The organism is Methylotenera sp. (assembly GCF_029945535.1).
GTDB lineage: Bacteria > Pseudomonadota > Gammaproteobacteria > Burkholderiales > Methylophilaceae > Methylotenera.
The window spans coordinates 27,526-49,560 of the sequence record NZ_JAQSCU010000018.1; the positions used below are offsets into that span (position 1 = coordinate 27,526).

At 43.1% G+C, this 22,035-nt stretch carries 18 protein-coding genes; 11 read left to right on the forward strand and 7 right to left on the reverse strand.

From position 1 onward, the window contains the following. The first annotated feature begins 23 nt into the window (after positions 1 to 23). Positions 24 to 1,280 (forward strand): NADP-dependent isocitrate dehydrogenase, encoded by a 1,257-nt coding sequence (gene icd, locus PSU72_RS11785; RefSeq protein WP_300432750.1) that lies wholly within the window; start codon positions 24 to 26, stop codon positions 1,278 to 1,280. A 108-nt stretch (positions 1,281 to 1,388) separates the two neighbouring features. Here the strand turns inward: icd and PSU72_RS11790 are convergent, their stop codons facing one another. Further along, on the reverse strand, positions 1,389 to 1,592 hold the full coding sequence (locus PSU72_RS11790) for a cold-shock protein (RefSeq protein WP_013147304.1): 204 nt from the start codon (positions 1,590 to 1,592) through the stop codon (positions 1,389 to 1,391). A gap of 336 nt (positions 1,593 to 1,928) precedes the next feature. Between PSU72_RS11790 and pilB the strand changes: the two genes are divergently transcribed. Together pilB and PSU72_RS11800 are read left to right on the forward strand one after the other, a co-directional pair. After that, positions 1,929 to 3,647: a type IV-A pilus assembly ATPase PilB gene (pilB, locus tag PSU72_RS11795; RefSeq protein ID WP_300432751.1), complete on the forward strand. Its 1,719-nt coding sequence runs from the start codon at positions 1,929 to 1,931 to the stop codon at positions 3,645 to 3,647. Between the two features lie 14 nt (positions 3,648 to 3,661). Next, entirely contained in the window at positions 3,662 to 4,885 is a 1,224-nt protein-coding gene (locus PSU72_RS11800; protein WP_300432752.1) for a type II secretion system F family protein, read from the forward strand. 109 nt (positions 4,886 to 4,994) lie between these two features. Here the strand turns inward: PSU72_RS11800 and PSU72_RS11805 are convergent, their stop codons facing one another. The 6 genes from PSU72_RS11805 to PSU72_RS11830 all read right to left on the reverse strand — a co-directional run bounded on the left by PSU72_RS11805 (position 4,995) and on the right by PSU72_RS11830 (position 11,232). Continuing rightward, positions 4,995 to 5,723 carry a DsbC family protein gene (locus PSU72_RS11805; RefSeq protein WP_300432753.1) on the reverse strand — a complete coding sequence of 243 codons (729 nt, stop codon included), beginning with the start codon at positions 5,721 to 5,723 and terminating at the stop codon, positions 4,995 to 4,997. Positions 5,724 to 5,796: 73 nt separating this feature from the next. Beyond that, positions 5,797 to 7,005, reverse strand: a complete 1,209-nt coding sequence (locus PSU72_RS11810) for an FAD-dependent monooxygenase (RefSeq protein ID WP_300432755.1) — start codon at positions 7,003 to 7,005, stop codon at positions 5,797 to 5,799. Then, positions 7,002 to 8,171: an FAD-dependent oxidoreductase gene (locus PSU72_RS11815; protein ID WP_300432756.1), complete on the reverse strand. Its 1,170-nt coding sequence runs from the start codon at positions 8,169 to 8,171 to the stop codon at positions 7,002 to 7,004. The genes PSU72_RS11810 and PSU72_RS11815 overlap by 4 nt, the downstream gene beginning before the upstream one ends. Before the next feature lie 13 nt (positions 8,172 to 8,184). Next, on the reverse strand, positions 8,185 to 9,507 hold the full coding sequence (locus PSU72_RS11820; RefSeq protein WP_300432757.1) for an aminopeptidase P N-terminal domain-containing protein: 1,323 nt from the start codon (positions 9,505 to 9,507) through the stop codon (positions 8,185 to 8,187). A gap of 23 nt (positions 9,508 to 9,530) precedes the next feature. Then, positions 9,531 to 10,208 carry an N-acetylmuramate alpha-1-phosphate uridylyltransferase MurU gene (gene murU, locus PSU72_RS11825; protein ID WP_300432759.1) on the reverse strand — a complete coding sequence of 226 codons (678 nt, stop codon included), beginning with the start codon at positions 10,206 to 10,208 and terminating at the stop codon, positions 9,531 to 9,533. 10 nt (positions 10,209 to 10,218) lie between these two features. Continuing rightward, positions 10,219 to 11,232 carry a phosphotransferase gene (locus PSU72_RS11830; protein WP_300432761.1) on the reverse strand — a complete coding sequence of 338 codons (1,014 nt, stop codon included), beginning with the start codon at positions 11,230 to 11,232 and terminating at the stop codon, positions 10,219 to 10,221. A gap of 194 nt (positions 11,233 to 11,426) precedes the next feature. Here PSU72_RS11830 and PSU72_RS11835 point away from each other — a divergent pair, with 194 nt between their 5' ends. The 8 genes from PSU72_RS11835 (at position 11,427) to lptE (ending at position 22,034) form a co-directional block, all read left to right on the forward strand. After that, entirely contained in the window at positions 11,427 to 13,883 is a 2,457-nt protein-coding gene (locus PSU72_RS11835; protein ID WP_300432762.1) for an LPS-assembly protein LptD, read from the forward strand. 28 nt (positions 13,884 to 13,911) lie between these two features. Beyond that, the gene (locus tag PSU72_RS11840) at positions 13,912 to 15,249 is read left to right on the forward strand and encodes a peptidylprolyl isomerase (protein ID WP_300432763.1); all 1,338 of its coding nucleotides are present in this window, start codon (positions 13,912 to 13,914) and stop codon (positions 15,247 to 15,249) included. Between the two features lie 28 nt (positions 15,250 to 15,277). Continuing rightward, the gene (pdxA, locus tag PSU72_RS11845) at positions 15,278 to 16,285 is read left to right on the forward strand and encodes a 4-hydroxythreonine-4-phosphate dehydrogenase PdxA (protein ID WP_300432764.1); all 1,008 of its coding nucleotides are present in this window, start codon (positions 15,278 to 15,280) and stop codon (positions 16,283 to 16,285) included. A 14-nt stretch (positions 16,286 to 16,299) separates the two neighbouring features. Then, positions 16,300 to 17,097 (forward strand): 16S rRNA (adenine(1518)-N(6)/adenine(1519)-N(6))-dimethyltransferase RsmA, encoded by a 798-nt coding sequence (gene rsmA, locus PSU72_RS11850; RefSeq protein ID WP_300432765.1) that lies wholly within the window; start codon positions 16,300 to 16,302, stop codon positions 17,095 to 17,097. Between the two features lie 215 nt (positions 17,098 to 17,312). Further along, positions 17,313 to 17,966, forward strand: a complete 654-nt coding sequence (gene adk / locus PSU72_RS11855; RefSeq protein ID WP_300432766.1) for an adenylate kinase — start codon at positions 17,313 to 17,315, stop codon at positions 17,964 to 17,966. A 50-nt stretch (positions 17,967 to 18,016) separates the two neighbouring features. Beyond that, positions 18,017 to 18,520, forward strand: coding sequence for a hypothetical protein (locus PSU72_RS11860; protein WP_300432767.1), 504 nt, complete (start codon positions 18,017 to 18,019; stop codon positions 18,518 to 18,520). Between the two features lie 568 nt (positions 18,521 to 19,088). Further along, positions 19,089 to 21,530, forward strand: coding sequence for a leucine--tRNA ligase (gene leuS / locus PSU72_RS11865; protein ID WP_300432768.1), 2,442 nt, complete (start codon positions 19,089 to 19,091; stop codon positions 21,528 to 21,530). 3 nt (positions 21,531 to 21,533) lie between these two features. Continuing rightward, a complete protein-coding gene (gene lptE, locus PSU72_RS11870; protein WP_300432770.1) occupies positions 21,534 to 22,034 on the forward strand; it encodes an LPS assembly lipoprotein LptE in 501 nt (166 codons plus the stop codon). Position 22,035 lies beyond the last annotated feature (1 nt).

Consider the following 22,035-nt stretch of genomic DNA (forward strand, 5'->3'; position numbering starts at 1 on the left):
AACTTAACATTAGGAAATCTAAAATGGCTACGAAAAATAATATCACTGGGAAAATCATCGTTCCAGCGACTGGCGAAAAAATCACCGTCAATGCGGATAACTCTTTAAACGTACCCAACCAACCTATTATCCCATTTATTGAGGGAGATGGCATAGGTGCTGATATTACCCCGCCTATGATTAAAGTGGTGGATGCTGCGGTCAAAAAAGCTTACGGTGACGCACGTAAAATTTCATGGATGGAAGTTTACGCGGGCGAAAAAGCCACTAAAGTTTACGGTGCAAATGATTGGCTACCAGCAGAGACCATGCATGCAGTGCGCGACTATGTGGTTTCTATCAAAGGTCCGCTAACCACACCAGTGGGCGGCGGCATTCGTTCTTTAAACGTATCGTTACGCCAAGAACTTGATTTATATGTATGTTTGCGCCCAGTGCAGTATTTCACAGGCGTACCTAGCCCAGTTAAACATCCAGAAAAAACCGATATGGTGATTTTCCGCGAAAATACAGAGGATATTTATGCGGGTATTGAGTGGGCGGCTGGCACTGATGAAGTTGAAAAAGTAATTAAATTTTTAAGCGATATGGGCATGCGTAAAAAAATTCGCTTCCCTGAGTCTTCAGCCATTGGCATCAAACCTGTTTCAATCGATGGCAGTAAACGCCTAGTGCGTAAAGCAATTCAATACGCCATTGATAATAACCGCAAATCACTCACTATTGCCCACAAAGGCAATATCATGAAGTTCACTGAAGGCGGTTTTAGAGATTGGGGTTATGAAGTTGCTAAACAAGAATTCGGCGCAGTAGAGATTGACGGCGGACCTTGGTGCAAACTACCAAATGGCATGATTATTAAAGATTGCATCGCCGATGCTTTCTTGCAAGAAATCTTATTGCATCCACAAGATTATGATGTTGTTGCTACGCTTAATCTGAACGGCGATTACATGAGTGATGCGCTTGCTGCACAAGTAGGTGGCATTGGTATCGCGCCAGGTGCCAACTTGAGCGACACCGTTGCCATGTTTGAAGCTACGCACGGTACAGCACCAAAAATTGCTGGTAAAGACTTAGCTAACCCTAGCTCTATTATTCTTTCAGCTGAAATGATGTTACGCCACTTAGGTTGGGTAGAAGCTGCGGACTTCGTCATTAACGGCGTTGCAAAAGCGATTCTGGCTAAACGTGTCACTGGTGATTTCTCAAGTGAAATGGAAGGCGCAACGCAAGTTGGCACATCTCAGTTTGGTGAAGAAATCATTGCCAATATGTAATACTGCTTTAATTTAGGCATAAAAAAACGGCTCGTAAGAAATTACGAGCCGTTACATAGACTGTAATACTAAAAGTACTTGTACAAATATGTACTTAGTCGCAAAGACTTAAGCCTTTTGAATATTTGAAGCTTGCTTGCCTTTTGGACCATCGGTCACTTCAAAACTTACACGTTGACCTTCTTTAAGACTTTTATAGCCTGCTTCTACAATCGCAGAGAAGTGCGCGAATAAATCATCACCACCATCATCTGGCGTAATAAAGCCAAAACCTTTTGAGTCATTAAACCATTTTACGGTACCTGTTGCCATTTCTACATCCTTACATAATACGACGGGGGGCGCCCCAAAAAGCCTGTCTCAAGAACATAGAGCCGCCTTAAAATTGAAAATTTAAAGCATGCTACAAAACTCGAACCCAAACACCTACATATATTTATAATTTGGAAGTCTGAAAATGTCAAGTTTTTTAGCTTTGTTTAATGATTTCAAGCACATTCATACAACTAGAGGTGCTCGAAATGTAAATTATGTGCCATTTTTATAGTCAATTTTGCGTAAAGTCTTTACAAAAAAAAGTCTAAAGGGCATTATTAGTTTGATAAAAATAAATAGGGAAAGCTTTTACGCTGCTTAAATGTAATATTTATGGCCAATGCACCTACACCAAACAAACTAAGCGGCCTTGCCCGCACCTTAATCCAAGAAAAGCTACTTTCTGAGGATGAAGCAAATGCCATACAAGCGCAAGCAAACTCTGTTAAAAACCCATTCATTACCCAGCTTATTATCAGTAGAAAGTTAACTGCGCAGGTTATTGCCGAAGCTTCAGCGAAAGCATTTGGTTTTCCCTACTTTAACTTAGATGCATTTAACCCAGATTATTTGCCTACCAAGAAAATTGACGCAAAATTAATGCAAACCAACCGCGTGTTGGCATTGCAAGTACGTAACAATATTTTGTACGTAGCTATCTCAGACCCAACTAATTTACATGCCTTGGACAGTGTTCAATTTCAAATGGGTATGGCTTTATCCCCTGTCGTCGTTGAAGATGATAAGCTCGGACGCTGGATAGATAAGATTGTTGAAGCTGGCGACACCAGCATGAAGTCAATGAATCTTGATGACGACTACGACTTAGGTGGTGAAGATGGATCACCAGTTGAAGACGAAGTGCAGACTCAAGAAGTTGATGATGCACCAGTCGTTAAATTTTTAAACAAAATGTTAATAGATGCCATCAATATGGGTGCGTCTGACTTGCACTTTGAGCCGTACGAGAAATTTTACCGCGTACGCTATCGTGTAGATGGCATATTACGTGAGATTACTCAACCACCACTAGCCATCAAAGAGAAACTAGCCTCGCGGATTAAAGTTATTTCCAGCATGGACATCTCTGAAAAACGGATACCGCAAGATGGGCGTATGAAGCTGGTGTTATCCAAAACGCGAACAATCGATTTCCGCGTCAGTACATTGCCGCTTATCAATGGCGAAAAAATCGTGATGCGTATTTTAGATCCATCAAGCGCCACATTAGGTATTGAAGCGCTGGGGTATGAGCCTGCTCAAAAAGAAGCTTTATTAAGTGCGGTAAGTCGCCCTTATGGCCTTGTATTAGTGACGGGACCAACTGGCTCGGGTAAAACCGTATCACTATATACTTGCTTGAATATCTTAAACAATCCTGGTGTAAATATCGCCACAGCAGAAGATCCTTGCGAAATACCATTAGCTGGCATTAATCAAGTAAATGTCAATGACAAACAAGGATTAACATTTGCTGCCGCATTAAAATCATTTCTTCGCCAAGATCCAGACATCATCATGATTGGCGAGATTCGCGACTTAGAAACTGCGGATATGGCGATTAAAGCGGCATCTACAGGTCATATGGTTCTGTCTACATTACATACCAATGATGCGCCTTCAACACTGACGCGCTTGCTCAATATGGGTGTTGCACCATTTAATATCGCTTCAGCTGTTTCACTGATTACAGCACAACGCTTAGCCAGACGTTTGTGCAAAAACTGCAAAGTACCTTTAGATGTACCAAAAGAAGCTTTATTCGGTGTTGGCTTCACTGAAGACGACTTTAAAGATGAGTGGCAACTATATGGGCCTAAAGAAGGTGGTTGCGAACTCTGTAACAACGGTTATAAAGGTCGAGTCGGCATTTATCAAGTGATGCCAATTACTGACGCGATTAGCCGCATCATCATGAAGAGCGGAACCGCACATGACATAGCGGATCAAGCAAAACTTGAAGGAGTGAAAGATTTGCGTCAATCAGGTTTAATCAAAGTAATGCAAGGGTTAACTTCGATCGAAGAAGTCGAAGCTTGTACGAACGAATAATATAGGGAATCACTATGGCAGCAAATATTAAAGCCACGAAAGAGGTCACATATTCTTGGGAAGGCAAAGACAAGAAAGGCAAATCTGTAAAAGGTGAAATACGCGCCACAGGGGAGTCTTTTGTGAGCGCCACTCTGCGGCGTCAAGGCATTACTGTTACCAAAGTTAAAAAACAAAGCAGCTTTACCAGTAAAGGCAGCGTTTCAGATAAAGACATTACCATATTTACTCGCCAACTTGCCACCATGATGAAAGCTGGTGTACCTCTACTGCAATCCTTTGATATTGTAGGCAAAGGTCATAGCAACCCTGCGGTCTCAAAACTTTTGTTAGACATTAAATCTGACGTAGAAACAGGCAGTAGCATGAGTGCTGCCTTCCGTAAATATCCACTTTATTTTGATGCCTTATTTTGTAATTTAATAGGAGCAGGCGAGGCGGCAGGTATTCTAGATACCCTTCTTGACCGGCTAGCTAATTATAAAGAAAAAATTCAAGCCATTAAATCAAAAATAAAATCAGCGCTGTTCTATCCAATTTCTATCGTGGTTGTCGCATTTGTAATTGTTGCAATTATTATGATTTTTGTGATACCGGCTTTCAAAGACTTATTTAGCAGCTTCGGTGCAGACCTTCCAGGACCAACTTTAGTAGTAATGGCAATTTCAGATATATTCGTAGAGTGGTGGTGGGCAATTTTTGGCTCTATCGGGTTTGGTTTATGGTTTTTCTTTTACACATGGAAAAGGTCTTTGAGTATGCAAGCGACCATGGATCGATTGATTCTAAAAGCGCCTATTTTTGGCCCTCTTATTCGCAAGGCCACCATTGCTAGGTGGTCTAGAACATTAGCAACGATGTTCACTGCTGGCGTTCCTCTTGTAGAGGCTTTAGATTCAGTTGCAGGTGCCGCAGGCAACCGTGTTTACTATGATGCAACAAAAAAAATACAGAGCGAAATTAGCACTGGTACCAGCTTGACTGTTGCGATGCAAAACACCAATGTATTTCCAAACATGGTATTACAAATGACGGCTATTGGAGAAGAGTCTGGCGCATTAGACTCAATGTTGAGTAAAGTAGCTGACTTCTTTGAAGCGGAGGTTGATGATGCTGTTGATGCGCTTGCAAGTCTAATGGAGCCAGTGATAATGGTTGTTCTTGGGACATTGATTGGAGGGCTTGTAGTTGCTCTATATTTACCTATATTTAAATTAGGTGCAGTGGTAGCAGGTTAAAAGAAAGCTAAACAACTATAACTCTTAGGTATACAATAAGGATAGCGAGCAAATTAGTCGCTATCCTTAAATTTCCGCTCCTAAATCAGAGCATACGCGAATGGTAAATCTACTTCTTAGCAGCTACCATCGCACGCTCAATTTCCTTATAAGGTTGCGCACCCAGCATGCGTTTACCATCCGAAAATATCAATGTAGGCGTACTGGTTACTCCAAGCGCTTTCGCTAAGTCGCCGATTTTTTCTATCGGCACTTCGCAATTACCAGCTGAGCTAGGTAATCTACCATTCAAAATCCAGTCTTGCCAAGCTTTTACCCGATTACTTGCACACCAAATCGCTTTGGATTTATTAGCTGAATCTGGGTGTAGTTGCTGAATCGGATAAAGGAACGTATAAACAGTCACATCATTGATATTGCTTAACTCATTTTGCTCTAAACGCTTGCAATATGGGCAATCTACATCCGAAAATACGACTAATTTACGACTACCATTGCCTTTAACCACTTTAATCGCCTGATCTAAAGGCAATGTAGAGAAGTCAATTTTGGTTAACTCTTCCATACGTTCGCCAGTAATGTCTTTTTTAGTTTTAGGGTCAACTAAATGTCCTTCTGCAATCAAGAAAGACATTTTTTCATCGGTGTAGATAATCTGACCACCCATAAATACTTCATACAAACCTGCGTAAGGTGTTTTCGCTACGCTCTCTACCTTAAATTTTGGGTAAGCTGCTTCTACAGCTTTTTTTACGCTCGCTTCATCGGCTATTGCAGAGGTTGAAATGCCAGCGCATGCAGCACTTAATAAGGTAAAGCTGACTAATTTTTTGAACATGCAATTTCCTTGATTTTGAATTAACTTAAATTTGATTAATTTGTATGAAAGCATTTAGTTTAATCGCAATATATTAAAGCGATACTGCGTTTGAAACTAACATTTTTTTGATTGCTTGATGGTTAGTCGCAGACAATCCCCAGTTCCTTACTACTTTTATTGCTGCATTCTGACTTCTGAACAAATGATAAAGTGTATCGGTTAACAACACCATATTCAAAATATCAACTTTTCTTTTGCGCGTGTATTGTTTGAGCAGGTGAGTATCATTTAATAATTGATATTGATTTTTAGTTTTCAAAGTATCAAGCAAATCCACCATGTCTCTAAAACCTAAATTAACCCCTTGGCCTGCCATTGGATGAACTTGATGTGCAGCATCGCCGACCAAAACCACACTATTTTGCACCAAGGTGCTCGTCTTTTGTAAGCTCAAAGGAAATCGCATCGCAGGAGTTAATAATTTAAAGTCGCCCAAAATGCCATTGCCAGCCAACCTCACTGTATCGGCAAATTCATCATTACTTAATCTTAACAATGCATCGGCATAGCTGGTTGACACAGACCAAACAATTGAAATTACATTACCTGTCAATGGCAGCCATGCCAAAATACTATTATGATTTTCTGCATCTTGCGCAAACCACTGCCTAGCAATATTGCCATGCGGCTTTGTTGCTGTAAAATTCGCGACTATTGCCGTTTGTTCATAAGACTTTTGCTGCATCGGCATATTCAACTGTTGACGCACCCAAGAGTGGCTACCATCGGCTGCCAACAATAACGTGCTTTCTATCGTTCGATCATGTGATAGACGTAACACCGCTTTATCTGGCATGTTGCTGACAGTCTCACATGAACTGTCAAATCGCGTCTGAATGCCTAAAGCTACAACCTGCTTGAGCAAGGCCTGCATCAGAGATTTCGACTCGACGATGTAGCCTAAAGTATCTGCATTTACATCGCCAGCAGATAGTGTGATTGGCGTCTGCTCGGCTTTTGAACTATCAACCTCGCCAAATATTTCCATAGACTGCATTTTGCCAATACGCGATTGATTCATTAATGTCCATACGCCTAAATCATCTAGCCATTGCGCATTTTTGGGGCTAATCGCATAGATTCTTGCATCCCAACTTTCGTCTGAAAAATCAGTACCCACAGGATTTTTGCTATCAACTAACACCACAGAATAACCTGCTTGGTGCATTGCAACAGCCGCCGCAAGACCGACTAAGCCAGCGCCTACAATCGTCACATCGGTACGTAATATTTCACTCATTTGCCGTAACTCATTTTACTGACCAAATGCTGTTTGATAGGTTTAATCACATCAAACAGGCCTAGACCTGCGCTCCTTAAGAGGTTGATACCAACAATATCATTAGAAAAAATATTCACTAAAAAGTCAGTAAACAACAAACCGTTTTTAGTGTCAGATTGCCGGCTCGTGCGATAGTCGGCCAACATTTTCTGACATCCCAAATCTGCTGGCGCTGCAGTAGCGATTGATTGCGCAAGAGACTCTGCATCTCGCAAGCCTACATTAAAGCCTTGCCCTGCTACAGGATGCATAGTTTGCGCGGCGTTGCCAATAACGACCAAATGAGGTGTGTCAGTCGTTTTTAATTGTGATAGCTTTAATGGAAATGCCATACGTTTTTCTACACTTAAAAATTGCCCCACTCTATCGCCAAACTGTTCGTGAAACTGCGCTAAGAACTCTGCATCACTCAGTGCCAGCAATGCATTAACGTATTCTTTTTTACCCGTCCACACCAATGAAAAGTCACGTGCTCCGTTAGGCAATAAAGCCATTGGACCATTCGCAGTAAAACGCTCATATGCGACATTATTATGTGGCAACTCCGCGCTGATTTTAGAAATCAGCGCATCATGGCCATACTCTTTGGTTTCTTTAACCAGACCTGCAATTTCATCCAAACTGCGACCACCATCAGCCAACACTACTAATCGACTATTTAAAGTATGAGACTCACCTTGATAGGCATAAGTCACACTGGCATGAGTGCTTATATGAGCGATGTGCTCAGCGGAGGCTTCAAACACAAAATTGACTAAAGATTGATTTGCAAGTTCTACATCAAGCGCCTCACTCAGCGCGCCATAAGACAACACATAACCAAGTGCCTCTTGCTTGTAATCGCTCGCTTGCAATTTTGACCGACCAAGACTACCTTTTTGTGACACATGGATAGTATTAATGGCGGTAGCACTTTTCGCCAAGCTGTCCCAAACACCCAACTTTTCAAGAATGCGCTTGCTACCGTATGACAAAGCCAGTGCCCTGCTCTCATTGTAAGCAGCCCTGTGTTTACGTGCCTCTAACACCGTCACTGATACGCCCTGCTTTGCTAGCAGAAGAGCCAAGGTGGCGCCTACTGGCCCGCCACCGACTATGACAATGTTTTCTATAGTGTCGCTCATTTAGTCCTTCATGCTACTTACTGGCCATTAAGGCCTCAATATCGACCACTGTTTTAAGCGCATTTTTAGTCAGCACCTCGCAGCCCTCGTTCGTCACCCGCACATCATCTTCAATACGAATACCAATATTCCAGAAAGCTTCAGGCACATTTTCGGCGGGACGAATATAGCAACCTGGCTCAACCGTCAGCGTCATATTTGGTATGAGCATACGCCAATGATCAGCTTTATCTTTATACTCGCCTGCATCATGTACGTCTAAACCCAACCAGTGTCCAGTGCGATGCATATAAAACTGACGGTAATCGCCATTTTCCAGCACAGCCTCTTTGCTACCTTTGCATAGCTTTAAATCAATAAAGCCTTGCACTAATACCTCTAATGCAGCTTCATGCGGAGCATTCCAATGGTTGCTAGTGTTGACCTTTGCAATCGCTGCGGCTTGTGAAGCCAACACTAGCTCATACACATCTTTTTGTGCAGCAGTAAACTTGCCGTTCACAGGGAAAGTACGCGTAATATCTGAGGCATAGCCATCTAACTCGCAACCCGCATCAATCAGCAATAAATCGCCATTATTCAACTTTGCATTATTAGCGTTGTAATGCAGCGTGCAAGCATTCGCGCCACCCGCGACAATGCTGGTATAAGCAGGCGCTTGCGCGCCATTGCGATAAAACTCGTGTAAAAATTCCGCTTCTACTTCATATTCCATCATATTCGGTTCAGAAAAATTAGACCCGACAAACTGCATGGCACGATTATGCGCTGCTGCTGCAATATCGGCTGAACGGCGCATTAAATCAATCTCGAATGGCGATTTAATTAAACGCATTTCATCCACTAATTGACGCATATCACTCACATCGTCGGGCACGTGAACGCCACTGCGCGCCTGCGTACGCAAGGTGTTCATCCAACCTATCACACGTGCATCCCAACTAGTGTTTTCACCCAAACTGAAGAATAACTTAGGCTGATTCGCCAACAACTTCAGCATCACTGCATCGAGTTCATTGATTGAGTAAGCTTCATCAAATCCGAATTCAGCTTTAGCGGCTTCTGCTCCGAATCGAAAGCCATCCCAAATCTCCCGCTCCATGTCTTTGTCACGGCAAAATAATATGCTTTTAGGTGTCGCGCCAGCCACCAACACGACTAAAGACTCTGGTTCTTTGAAGCCCGTTAAATAGTAAAAGTAACTATCAAACCGGTATGGATAATGACTATCGCGATTGCGAATAGCTTCTGGTGCGGTGGGAATAATGGCAACACCTTCGCCCATCGCGCTCAGAAGCTTAGATCTACGTTGTTGAAATTCAACTAGTTGACTCATTGAGTCGGTTCCTTTTTCATTCGTTAACTCGCGCGCAGTTTTAATGCTTCATCTAAGCTATTCAAACGCTCAGGTGTGCCTATATCATGCCACACACCTTGATAATACTCAGCTGTTGCTTGATTTTCAGCAATTGCTTGCCGCAATAATGGTGCAAGCTTTGCTGGTTCACCGCGTGTCACGCTAGCAAATAAATCCGGGTGATACACACCAACACCAGAAAAAGTCAGCATTTTTTCGCCTATGTTTTTAAGCCTACCAGCTTCTATGGCAAAGTCGCCATTGGGGTGCTGCGGCGGGTTGTTTACCAACACAAGGTGCGCATGGTTATTAGCTTGCAAGGCATGCTTTAAAACACCAAAATCAATCTCGGTAAACGTATCGCCATTCGCCACCAAAAATGGTTCGGTGCCTAGCAAAGGCAAGGCATTGGCAATACCGCCTGCCGTTTCTAAGGCTATTTTTTCAGGACTGTATTGAATATGTATACCCCATTGACCGCCGTCACCCAGCACTTGTTCAATTTGCTCGCCTAAATGCGCATGGTTAATCACAACCTCTTTGAAACCAGCTTTTGCTAATCGTTCCAAATGCCAAACAATCAGTGGCTTGCCACCGACCTTTAACAACGGTTTAGGTGTGTGGTCGGTCAGTGGACGCATACGTTCGCCACGACCAGCGGCAAGTATCATCGCTTTCATAATTTATTATCTAAACCACATATTTAGGACGCGGCACACGTCCTTCAAGCGCATCTAACAGTCGCAACATAGGGCGCAATTCCACATAACGCTCGCAGACTTTGCGCAAATAATGCATCACCAGTGGCATATCTTTTAGGTAGCCATCTTTACCGTCACGGTGGCTAAGTCGCGCAAATATGCCTAACACTTTAATATGTCGTTGCGCGCCCATCCATTCAAAGTCACGATAGAACTCGCTGAAGTCATTGGCAACAGGCAGACCCGCTTTTTTAGCAGGCTCCCAATAGCGTACGGCTAAATCAATAACCTGCTCTTCATCCCATTGAATATAAGCGTCTTTAAGCAAAGACACTAAATCGTAAGTAATGGCGCCATGTACAGCATCTTGAAAATCTAATATGCCTGGCGTATTTTCATGCGTCACCATCAAGTTGCGTGAGTGATAATCACGATGCACGGTGACCTGACCTTGCGATAATATGTTTTTATTTAGGGAGGTAAAGGTCTGTTGCAACCAACCTTGCTGCTCGGCGTTAAGTGTTTGACCTAAATGTTTATTCACATACCAATCTGGGAACAATTGCATCTCACGTGTGAGTAAGGCTTCATCATAAACAGGTAAATCATGACTTTTGCTTGCTAACTGCAATTTGATAAGCGCATTTGTCGCATCAAAATACAGCATTTGCGCGGTCTCATTATTCAAATGCTGCAAGTAAGTATCATTACCTAAATCACTTAAAAGCAAAAAGCCATTCACTAAATCTTGAGCGACCACCTTGGGCACATTTAAACCAGCATCTAAAAACAGCTTAGCCACTTTTACAAATGGCGTGCAATCTTCCTGCGGCGGTGGTGCATCCATCGCGATTAAGGTTTGATTTCCTAAATACGGATTAGCTAAATGCACTCTAAAATAACGCCTGAAGCTAGCATCTGCCGATGCGGTTGTGAGTTTGAAATTTGCATCTGGTAAAGTCTTGCTTAACCAAGCGTTGAGTTGTTGTTGTCTATCATCCACAGCGATCTATCCAATGTTATATAATGTTGCTTTATCGCGCTTTGTCCTATAAAAATACAAAGAGCATTAAAGGGGCAAAACGATTTATTGATTGCCAAAAAGTCCAATTTATGAGATTTTATCACTGATAAAATAAAACCGTCTGCCTATATACTCGTGCCTTACATTCCAACCAACTTCAATGTGTTAACTTCATGCTAAAAAGCCGTTTTTTAAGTGGCTTAACCGCTGCTTTGTTACTTTGCAGCTTACGCTCGCATGCCGAAAGTGAAGTGATTCCTGTTGAATCTTCAACTATAGGCGACACACTTGGTTTAGTTGACACGTCTGATGAAGCGAATGCTGTAAAAGCAAATGCAGATGCGCTGGTGATTGAAGGCGATAAACTAGAGCTACATCTTGATAGAGAGATGCGGGCGATTGGTAACGCTAAAATCAGCCGAGGCAAACAAAATATCACCGGCGACTTAATAGATTACAACGTCCAAAATGACGAACTGCATGTCACTGGCAATGCCAGCATCAATGTCGGCAATGCCCAACTGACCGGGCTTGAGCTACACATGCACCTATCAGAAAGCATAGGCGAAATTAAAGACGCTTCAATCAGCATTATTGAAGATACCGAAAAAACAGATCCTAAGAAAACCCAAGCTAACGTTAAAAGCTCTGAAAAATTCTCTAAAAACCTAGGCAACTTGCAAAGCCAACAAATTGGCGGAGCAAGCTCATACTCATTGGCAACAGAAGTGTCTGATGGCAATCAGTCGCAAGGAGATTCAGATAAAAACGCCTCGCCTCGCTCATCGAACGCACGCGGTGATGCAAAAGCTATTATTTTTGAAGGTCAAGATAGAAAAAAATTGAAAGATGCGCGCTACACCACTTGTGATGCTGGTGTAGATGACTGGTATATTAAAGCCAACGAATTAAACCTGAATGACTACAGTAAGACTGCCGTAGCCAAAAATGCTTATATTGAATTTAAAGGTGTTCCGCTAATTTACACGCCATGGATTAGCTTCTCATTTAACAATCAACGTAAAAGTGGTTTACTTGCGCCAACTTACGGCACCACGACTAAAAGTGGTTTTGAGTTAACTGTGCCTTTCTACTGGAACATTTCACCTAATATGGATGCAACGCTTGCAACTCGAGTTTTGAGTAAGCGCGGCGTACAATTACAAGGTGAGTTTAGATATTTAGAAGATAGTTTTTCGGGTATTGATAACCTTGAGTACCTGCCAAGTGATGACCAAACTGGGCAAAACCGATATTACGTAAACTTAAAACACCAGCAGAGTTTGGGCAAAGGCTGGTCTGCTGGCTATAGTCTGGAGAAAGTTTCTGATGATGAGTATTTTGCAGACCTATCAACGCGCATTGTGACGACTAGCCGTGTGACTCTGCCGCAGCAATTTAATGTAGATTACGCTGACGACACGTGGAATTTTAATGCCCTTGCACAAAAGTTTCAGACTTTAGATAACTTATCCTATCCGTACGAACGTTTGCCACAATTAACATTGAATGGCAACAAAGACTATGGCAATATTAATGCCAATGTATATACTCAGCTAGTAGCCTTCGATACCAATAAAAATGCGCCGACCAAAGTCACAGGCTCTCGTTTTACAATATACCCTAGCATTAGCTTGCCGATGAATCAAACCTATGGCTACATTACGCCTAAAATTGGGATTCACCATACTAGCTATAGCCTTAATAACGATCCAAATAACAACAGCTCGCTAGAGCGCACCTTACCTATTGCAAGCATAGACGGCGGCTTATTTTTCGATCGCGACTTCAAAATTGCTAGCCGTAACTACACGCAAACCATAGAGCCGAGAATGTTTTACGTGTACATTCCAAAATCAAAGCAATCCGATATTCCAATCTTTGATACCAGTGAAACTGACTTAAACTTTAGCTCGTTGTTTAGTGAAAATCAGTACACTGGCAATGATCGTATTAACAATGCCAACCAATTGAGTTTCGCATTAACGTCACGCTTGATTGAGTCAGATACCGGCATACAGCGCTTAACAGCGTCTATTGGTCAACGTTATTACTTTGCCGATCAAACCGTATCACTACCTGATGCCACTTTACGCAAAGGTAACAGCTCCGACATTATTGCGGGGCTTAGTTCATATCTAAAAACCAGTTGGAATGTCGATGCATTTTGGCAATACAACACTGATGACTCCAGATCGGTTCGCACCACACTTTCTAGTCACTATGCGCCTGAACCAGGTAAAGCACTTAACTTAAGCTATAGTTACAGGCGCGATACCCCAGGTGGTTTAACGAGTACAGGTTTAGACCAATTTGACTTATCAGGTCAGTGGCCTTTAGGCAAAGGCTGGTACGGCGTTGGCCGCATCAACTACTCACTGCGTGAAAGCAGTATCATCGAAACACTGGCTGGCTTAGAGTATGATGCGGGCTGCTGGCAAACAAGAACTGTTATTCAGCGTGTAAGCACGGCAACGGCTGATGCAAACTATGCATTTTTCTTTCAACTTGAACTCGGCGGATTAGCCTCAATTGGCGCTAACCCATTATCAGTCATCAAACGCAACATTCCTGGCTATGTGAATACAGGTCTTATTCCTGACACCTATCAACAACCTTATTACGAGTAACCATTTTGCGAACTTCGTATAAACATACATGATTAAACATACAATGATTAAATATTCCGCCATTAAAAGTACAGTTCAATTGATATTGCTTGCTAGCGTGTTTCTTATCGCTAATCAATTCAATGCTCAAGCAGCAGATATTGTTAAGTTGGATCGTATTGTCGCCGTCGTCGATCAAACCGTGATTACTGAGCAAGAGCTGGAAAGCCGCATTGCCACGGTTACTGCACAATTCAAAAAGCAAGGCACGGAATTACCTGAAGAAAGTGTCTTACGTAAGCAAATTTTAGAACGCTTAATTACAGATACTCTGCAAATTCAATATGCTGCCCAAATTGGCCTTAAAGTTGATGACAATCAATTAGATAAAACTGTTGAGAGAATCGCTGACCAAAACAACTTAACACTGACTGAGTTTAGTGAGGCGCTAGCAAAAGACGGTATCAGCATGCGTAAATTTAGAGCGGATATTCGCAATGAAATTACGGTTGCTAGGTTACGTGAACGTGAAGTTGACGGTCGCGTGAACGTAAGCGAATCTGAAATTGACAATTATTTAACTTCACAATCCTCGCTCAACGAAAATACTGATGAATTTGAAATCTCGCACATTTTGATTCGCACGCCTGAAGAAGGTGCCACAGAAGACATTCAAAAAGCCAAAGCCAAAGTGGATGAGGCAGTAAGCCAACTGAATTCTGGCGTTAGCTTTGCCAAAGTATCTGCTAGTTTTTCTGATGCGCCTAACGCTTTAGAAGGTGGTAGCTTGGGTTGGAAAAAAGGTTCGCAAATGCCCGCTTTGTTCTTAGATGCATTAAAAAACATGCAAGCAGATGAGGTATCAGCACCGCTGCGCAGCCCAAACGGCTTCCACTTACTCAAACTTACCAATAAGCGCGGCGGCAATTCTCCGCTAGTGATTCAACAAACACATGCGCGCCATATTTTGATCAAAATTACCGAGGTAATGTCTGACAAAGAAGCTGAAACTAAAATTAATACGATTAAAGAGCGTCTTGATAACGGTGAAAAATTTGAAGTATTGGCTCGGCAGTTTTCAGAAGATTCTACGGCATCAAATGGTGGCGATTTAAACTGGGTAAACCCTGGTGATACTGTTCCACCTTTCGAAAATGCCATGAACGCACTTAAAGATGGGCAAATCAGCGCACCAGTGCGCAGTCAGTTTGGCTGGCATATCATTCAAGTGATGGAGCGTCGCTCGCAAGACATGAGCAAGGAATCTGCTCGCTTAAAAGCCCGTCAAGAAATTCGCGCACGTAAAGCAGATGAAGCTTATCAAGACTGGATCCGTGAGTTGCGCGATCGTGCTTACGTTGAGCTTAGACTTGAAGATAAGTTTTAAGCTACATAATTTTTCCGCTTAGTTTAACGTGACAAAATCACTTCCACGCATTGCAATCACTGCCGGTGAACCAGCTGGCATAGGCGCGGATCTATGCGTATTGTTAGCGCATCAGCCGCTCAACGCCGAAGTGGTCATCATTGCGGATGCCAACATGCTGCAAGCACGAGCTAAGGCACTTAATGTAAGTATTCAAATCCAAGAATACTCTGCGAAATCACATACAGCACATCTCGGTAATGGCGCTATCACTGTGTTACATCAAGCCATCAGCCAACCTTCAGTGGCAGGACAATTAGATGCGCGTAATAGCCAATATGTGTTGGAAACGCTAAAAACTGCAGCATTAGGATGTATGAGTCAAGCGTTTGATGCAATGGTCACTGCGCCCGTACATAAAGGTATTATCAACGACGCAGGCATTGCATTTAGCGGCCACACTGAATTTTTAGCAGAGCTGACCAACACACCACAAGTCGTGATGATGCTGGTGGGTAGTGGCTTACGCGTTGCACTTGCCACCACGCACTTAGCGCTTAAAGATGTGCCCGCCGCCATTACTAAAAACAGCTTAGAAACCACTATTCGAATTTTGCATCACGATTTAGTCAATAAATTTGGCTTGAAGAATCCACGCATTTTAGTAGCTGGTTTAAATCCGCATGCGGGTGAAGATGGTTATTTAGGCCGTGAAGAAATCGACATTATCAACCCAGTGCTAGAAAAGTTACGTACTGAATGCATGCAATTGATAGGTGCGCTGCCAGCAGATACGCTATTCGCAAAACACCACCTAAGCAAAGCCGATGCTGTGCTTGCTATGTACCACGACCAAGGCTTACCAGTACTTAAGCATGCCAGTTTTGGTGAAGGCGTCAACGTAACATTGGGCTTACCGATTATCCGCACCTCGGTTGATCACGGTACTGCGCTAGAATTAGCGGGAACGGGTAATATTGAAATCGGCAGTATGCTAGCCGCCATTGAGTTGGCAATTACACTAGTCAATAACAAATCTAAAAGCAAGCCCAATTAAATTAAGCCCAATCAATGAAACACATCGCAAAAAAACGCTTCGGCCAAAATTTTCTTACTGACCAAGGTGTTATTTCTAGGTTAGTAGAAGCCATATCACCCAAAGTAGATGACTTGATGATCGAGATTGGCCCAGGCTTAGGCGCGCTAACCAAGCCGCTACTGCAAAGGTTAAAGCTTCTACACGTAGTAGAGGTAGACCGCGACATTATCGCGTGGATGCAGACAGAATACGCGAAACCAGCTTACGCAAATAACACCATCAACATTCACAATGCCGATGCGCTCAAGTTTGATTTCACCCAATTAGCTGATAAAAAGTCTGGTCAAAATCTGCGCGTAACAGGCAACCTGCCTTACAACATTTCAACGCCAATCTTATTTCACCTGCTCGACAATGTAAGCGCCATTATCGATATGCATTTCATGCTGCAAAAAGAAGTGGTAGAACGCATGGTAGCCTCGCCCTCGACGGCAGCGTATGGAAGGCTTAGCGTAATGCTGCAATATCGCTTACAAATGGATTATTTAATCACCGTACCGCCAGAAGCTTTTGAACCTGCTCCAAAAGTAGAGTCTGCTTTTGTGCGTTGTGTACCGCATGCCGTGCTACCTTTCGTAGCCAAAGACGAAGCTATCTTCGCTAAAGTCGTGCTGGCCGCTTTCGGTCAGCGCCGTAAAACATTGCGCAACACGTTGAAAGAACTATTAAATGACGAAGGCTTTACCGCACTTAATATTGACTCGCAAAAACGTGCAGAAAATTTAGCCGTTTCAGATTTTGTTGCTATTGCAAATTACTTAAGCAACTAGTAGAAGCGGCGCCCCGTTTAGCAAAACTTGCCAGCTTGCTGGCTTTAGTGTTGATTATCAGCTTTCTCTGGCGCGAAAGCAATATTGCAAATCGCGACGAGACGTCGCTCCTACCATTAAAATTTGATTATCAATGAATCTTAGCAACATAGAGTGCTGATATAATTTAGCCAAATAAAATTTAAATAAACTTAACTACTCATTGGGGAAAAATTTTGCGAATTATTCTATTAGGCGCACCAGGCGCAGGCAAAGGTACACAAGCCACCTTTATTAAACAACACTTTAACATTCCGCAAATTTCAACTGGCGATATGTTACGCGCTGCAGTTAAAGCAGGCACTCCATTGGGTTTAGAAGCAAAAAGCTTTATGGATAGCGGTGGTTTAGTGCCAGATGCAGTGATTATCGGCATGGTAAACGAGCGTATTAAAGAGGCCGATTGTGCAAACGGCTTCTTATTCGATGGCTTTCCACGCACCATTCCACAAGCTGAAGCCATGAAAAACGCAGGCGTAGCGATTGATTATGTAGTAGAAATCGACGTGCCAGACAGCGCAATTATGGAACGCATGACAGGCCGTCGCAGCCACCCAGCCAGCGGCCGTACCTATCACGTAAAATTCAACCCACCAAAAGTCGAAGGCAAAGACGACATCACAGGTGAAGACCTAGTACAACGCGCAGACGAAGCGCCAGATGTAGTGAATAAACGCCTAGTTGAATACCACGACCAAACAGAACCATTAGTTGAATACTATGGCAGCTGGGCAAAAAGTGGCACAGTTGGCGCACCAAAACATGTGAAAATAAATGGTTTAGGCGAACTTGAAACGATTAAAGCTAATATTTTTGCGGCTTTGAAATAGTTATTCAGGTGTGCAAATAAAATCTATTTGCACACCCACACACTTTTGCTATGGAAATTAATGATAAATTAAGATTAAAAAGTTACTTGTTACTTTTGCTAGCAACTATTACTGCTTGCGCACCGGACCAACGCTTAACTGAAGAGTCATTAAGGTATCAATTTAGCAAAAATGAAGCTACTCTCAATAAACTTGCTGAAATGGCTCGACAAGATAAAGACTTAATTTTCATCATGCCAAAAAAAGGTGGTTTTGAAGGTGGGGATTATCACTGGAATCGACAGAAATCCAATCTTAGTGAAACCCGCAGAAATGAATATCGAACATTACTAAAAAGCGCTGCAATAGATGGTGGAATGAGCGTCTATAAAGGGAATCTAGATTTTGATGTTCATGCATTCATTTCTGGAGTTGGATATTTAAATATGGATATTCAGCCTTCTAAAGATGCTCAACTTGCCCGCACAAGAAATGAATGTAAATTTAATAAAGTTCAGCACAAATGCTTTATACATTTAACCAAAAATTGGTATATGAGCTTTGGCACATCGTAGCTAGCGTAGCCCGTATGCAATACGAAGCTAATATTTCCACATCCGCAACTTCCCCGTGTCACACACGGGCTACAAATAACCAACCGGCGTAGGCTATCGAAAACTGAAAGCCATTGCAGTGTATACACTTCGCTAATATTCTCCACCTCAGAATCCCCCTGCTGTCGCGCCGAGTAGCACAGTCTTAATGGGAGATTTTGGTAATTGGATGTTTGAGCGAAGCGAGTTTCCGATTGCCGCCCATTAAGGCGAGCAACGCAGGAAATAAGCGATAGGGGGTAGCCTTTCACAACCGACTTAGTGCTTTAGCACTTAGCGAGGTTGGGATGCCACCTGCCGGTATTCTTTGGTTACTTTCTTTTGGCTAAGCAAAAGAAAGTAACTCGCCAGTCGCGCGAAAGCGACCACACTCAAATACGAATAAATCCTAAATACAAAGCCTCTAGATTCCGACTTTCGTCGGAATAACGGTCTGTTAGAAACGTAACTCCACATCACAGCCTGAATGACGCGCCCCCTGCTTAGAGGTATAATCTTTAAATCTAAAATTAACCTTTAAGTCTCGCACATGCAACAGCAATATCCTTTCAAAGAAGTCGAACAATCTGCCCAAACTTACTGGGAAGCTAACCAAACCTTCGTAGCTTCAGAACAATCCGATAAACCAAAATACTATTGCTTATCCATGTTCCCATACCCAAGCGGACGCTTACACATGGGTCATGTGCGCAACTACACGATTGGTGACGTACTTAGCCGTTTTCATAAAATGAAAGGCTTTAACGTGATGCAACCGATGGGTTGGGACGCGTTTGGCTTGCCTGCTGAAAATGCTGCGATTAAAAATAATACGGCGCCTGCAAAATGGACGTATGAAAACATAGAGCACATGAAAACTCAGCTTAAACAGTTGGGTCTAGGTGTGGATTGGAACCGTGAAATCGCCACTTGTAAGCCTGAATATTACAAATGGGAGCAATGGCTATTTACTGAGCTTTTCAAAAAAGGTCTTATCTACAAAAAAACTTCCACTGTTAACTGGGATCCTGTTGATGGCACTGTACTTGCGAATGAGCAAGTGATTGATGGTCGTGGCTGGCGCAGTGGCGCACTGGTTGAGAAGCGCGACATTCCTCAGTATTTTATGAAAATCACCGCTTATGCTGAAGAACTATTAAACGACTTAGATAAGCTTGATGGTTGGCCTGAGCAAGTTAAAACCATGCAGCGCAATTGGATAGGCAAAAGCTTTGGTTGCGAGGTTGAGTTTCCAATTGTGGGACAAGACAGTAATTTAAAAGTTTACACCACTCGTCCAGACACCTTGATGGGCGCAACTTATGTGGCGGTTGCGGCAGAGCATGCACTTGCAACTCAAGCCGCGCAAAACAACCCTGGATTGGCTGACTTTATCGCGGAATGTAAACGCGGCAGCGTAGCAGAAGCTGACGTTGCGACGGCTGAGAAAAAAGGCATGGCAACAGGCCTGTTTGTCACGCATCCATTGAATGGCGAGCAACTACCAGTTTGGGTGGCAAACTATGTATTAGCGAGCTACGGTGAAGGCGCTGTGATGGCCGTGCCAGCGCATGATGAGCGTGATTTTGAGTTTGCTGGCAAATACAACTTACCAATTAAAGCAGTTATCCAGAGTACGGATAGTGACATATTACCGATGACTGATCACGGCGTATTGTTTGATTCAGGTGATTTCAATGGCTTAGATTTTGATGCAGCAAGTTCTGCCATTGCCGCCGCGCTATCAGCTAAAAACCTTGGTAAACGTCGCACTCAATATCGTCTGCGCGACTGGGGTGTTTCACGCCAACGTTATTGGGGCTGCCCTATTCCTATCATTCACTGCGAAAAATGCGGTGAAGTGCCTGTGCCTGCCGATCAATTGCCAGTAGTATTACCAGAGGATGTGGTGATGGATGGTGTTGGCTCTCCAATCAAAAAAGACCCGAGCTTTTACGAAACGACTTGCCCAACGTGTAGCGGCAAAGCGACACGTGAAACTGACACTTTAGATACATTCTTTGAATCTTCATGGTATTTCGCGCGCTACGCAAGCTTTGATAGCACAACGGCGATGGCAGATGAACGCGCGAACTATTGGTTGCCTGTAGACCAATATGTGGGCGGTATTGAGCATGCGATTTTGCATTTACTCTACGCTCGCTTCTTTAACAAACTGATGCGTGATGTGGGCATTTTAAAAAATGATGAGCCATTCACCAACCTGCTTACGCAAGGTATGGTGCTAAAAGATGGCACAAAAATGAGTAAATCTAAGGGCAATACGGTTGACCCGCAAGAGTTGATTGATACTTACGGCGCGGATACTGCACGTTTATTCATGATGTTTGCTGCGCCGCCAGAACAAAGTTTAGAATGGGCTGATAGCGGTGTGGAAGGCGCAAATCGCTTTTTACGCAGACTGTGGAAGGCATCATATGATCATCTTGAGTTAGGTCAAATTGCAGCTTACACGGCAGGTGATTTATCAGCTGAACTCAAAGCAATCCGCTTGCAATTGCATAGCACTATTGAAAAAGTGGCAGATGACTACGGTCGTCGCCACAGCTTTAACACGGCGATTTCATCTGTGATGGAAATGATGAATGCCTTAGCAAAACTTGAAGGTAACGACGAAATCACCCGCAGCGTTCGCCAAGAGGTATTGCAGAATGTCGCGTTACTTTTATCGCCTATCGTGCCGCATATTTGCCAAGCGATTTGGGCAGAGTTATGCCCACAAAGCCATATTCTGGATGCTGGCTGGCCGGCAGCAGATCAATCTGCCATGGTGCAAGATAGCGTAGAATACGTCATTCAAGTGAATGGTAAGTTGCGCGGAAGTATTAGCGTAGCGAAAACTGAAACAAAAGAAGCACTAGAAAAGCTAGCATTGCAGCAACCTTTTGTGCAAAAGTTCATTGAAGAAAACATGTCTGTGCGCAAAGTGATTGTTGTGCCAAATAAACTCATTAACGTAGTTGTGGGGTAAGTTATGCAAAGCATCGTACGCCGTATCAGTGTTGTATTTTTACTTGCGTTAGCGCTCTCAGCCTGCGGATATCAGCTGCGCGGCGTGGCTGATTTATCTTTTAAAAATCTGTATATTCAAGGTGCGCCACTGAGCATTTCGAAAGATTTAAAAAAATCGCTGAAAACCAACGGTATTCAAATTGTAGATAGTGCCGAGCAAGCTGAGCTATTACTTGAATTATTGAGTGAAGCCAATGAAAAACGGATTCTATCCTTGAGCGGAACTGGTGTGGTGCGTGAATACGAACTGAACTATCGTGCCAGCTTTAGAACTCGTGCGCCGGCTAGCCCTACTTGGAGCGCCCCACAAACTGTGCAAACACGTCGCAGCTTTTCATATAACGATACTGACTTACTTGGAAAAGGCGATGAAGAGGCTATGCTGAATCTTGATATGCACAAAGATGCGGTGCGCGAATTGATGCGTCGACTAACGGCCATTAAGCCCGCAGCCGAGCAATAGT

What these genes read in the sequence shown, in the direction of transcription:
- PSU72_RS11800 (WP_300432752.1), top strand. Translation starts at nt 3,662, where the DNA reads ATGGCAGCAAATATTAAAGCCACGAAAGAGGTCACATATTCTTGGGAA.
- PSU72_RS11810 (WP_300432755.1), bottom strand. Translation starts at nt 7,005, where the DNA reads ATGAGTGAAATATTACGTACCGATGTGACGATTGTAGGCGCTGGCTTA.
- icd (WP_300432750.1), top strand. Translation starts at nt 24, where the DNA reads ATGGCTACGAAAAATAATATCACTGGGAAAATCATCGTTCCAGCGACT.
- PSU72_RS11815 (WP_300432756.1), bottom strand. Translation starts at nt 8,171, where the DNA reads ATGAGCGACACTATAGAAAACATTGTCATAGTCGGTGGCGGGCCAGTA.
- PSU72_RS11835 (WP_300432762.1), top strand. Translation starts at nt 11,427, where the DNA reads ATGCTAAAAAGCCGTTTTTTAAGTGGCTTAACCGCTGCTTTGTTACTT.
- PSU72_RS11840 (WP_300432763.1), top strand. Translation starts at nt 13,912, where the DNA reads ATGATTAAACATACAATGATTAAATATTCCGCCATTAAAAGTACAGTT.
- rsmA (WP_300432765.1), top strand. Translation starts at nt 16,300, where the DNA reads ATGAAACACATCGCAAAAAAACGCTTCGGCCAAAATTTTCTTACTGAC.
- lptE (WP_300432770.1), top strand. Translation starts at nt 21,534, where the DNA reads ATGCAAAGCATCGTACGCCGTATCAGTGTTGTATTTTTACTTGCGTTA.
- pilB (WP_300432751.1), top strand. Translation starts at nt 1,929, where the DNA reads ATGGCCAATGCACCTACACCAAACAAACTAAGCGGCCTTGCCCGCACC.
- PSU72_RS11820 (WP_300432757.1), bottom strand. Translation starts at nt 9,507, where the DNA reads ATGAGTCAACTAGTTGAATTTCAACAACGTAGATCTAAGCTTCTGAGC.
- murU (WP_300432759.1), bottom strand. Translation starts at nt 10,208, where the DNA reads ATGAAAGCGATGATACTTGCCGCTGGTCGTGGCGAACGTATGCGTCCA.
- PSU72_RS11805 (WP_300432753.1), bottom strand. Translation starts at nt 5,723, where the DNA reads ATGTTCAAAAAATTAGTCAGCTTTACCTTATTAAGTGCTGCATGCGCT.
- PSU72_RS11860 (WP_300432767.1), top strand. Translation starts at nt 18,017, where the DNA reads ATGGAAATTAATGATAAATTAAGATTAAAAAGTTACTTGTTACTTTTG.
- PSU72_RS11790 (WP_013147304.1), bottom strand. Translation starts at nt 1,592, where the DNA reads ATGGCAACAGGTACCGTAAAATGGTTTAATGACTCAAAAGGTTTTGGC.
- leuS (WP_300432768.1), top strand. Translation starts at nt 19,089, where the DNA reads ATGCAACAGCAATATCCTTTCAAAGAAGTCGAACAATCTGCCCAAACT.